The organism is Bacillus sp. JJ634, assembly GCF_036962285.1.
In the GTDB taxonomy this organism is placed as follows: Bacteria; Bacillota; Bacilli; order Bacillales; family DSM-1321; genus Peribacillus; species Peribacillus asahii_A.
Map to the genome: position 1 here is coordinate 7,461 of NZ_JBALMU010000163.1, position 627 is coordinate 8,087.

The window sequence follows — 627 nt, forward strand, 5'->3', positions numbered from 1 at the left end:
TTATTTTATAGAAAAATTCCTCATTCCGCAACTTTATGACATTTTCGACGACAAATATTTTAGCCAAGTATTTAAATTCATTATCTATTATATACTCAAAATTTCCCTTACCCATACATTGTACTCTTAAAAAAATAAAGATTCTCAAAACTAAGTAAAGAAAAAGCTCTGCAGACAATCTCTAGCAGAGCAATCAAATACATTATTAATTAACTAATCGTTGTGCTTCTCGAAGATGGAACGTACGAACTTTACGCGGTAAGAAGCGACGAATCTCATCTTCATTGTACCCAACTTGAAGTCGCTTTTCATCAAGAATAATAGGTCTTCTTAATAATCCAGGATTTTCTTTAATTAATTTATACAACTCTTGAAGAGGTAACGTTTCTAGATTCACATTCAGCTTTTGGAATGTTTTTGATCTAGTTGAGATGACCTCATCCGTACCATCTTCTGTCATACGCAGAATTTCCTTAATCTCTTCAATTGTAAGCGGTTCCGAGAAAATGTTCCGCTCTTTATATGGAATTTCATGTTCTTCTAACCATGCTTTTGCTTTTCTACATGAAGTACAACTTGGTGATGTATATAATGTTACCATATTCACTCACACTCCCTAGGTATAGA

At 33.0% G+C, this 627-nt stretch carries 1 protein-coding gene; it reads right to left on the reverse strand.

The features are described 5' to 3' along the window. Positions 1–205: 205 nt before the first annotated feature. Positions 206–601, reverse strand: a complete 396-nt coding sequence (spxA, locus tag V7068_RS20145) for a transcriptional regulator SpxA (RefSeq protein WP_499714265.1) — start codon at positions 599–601, stop codon at positions 206–208. Positions 602–627 lie beyond the last annotated feature (26 nt).

Excerpts from the sequence above, each read along its gene's own strand:
- spxA (WP_499714265.1), bottom strand. The coding sequence starts at position 601 with ATGGTAACATTATATACATCACCAAGTTGTACTTCATGTAGAAAAGCA.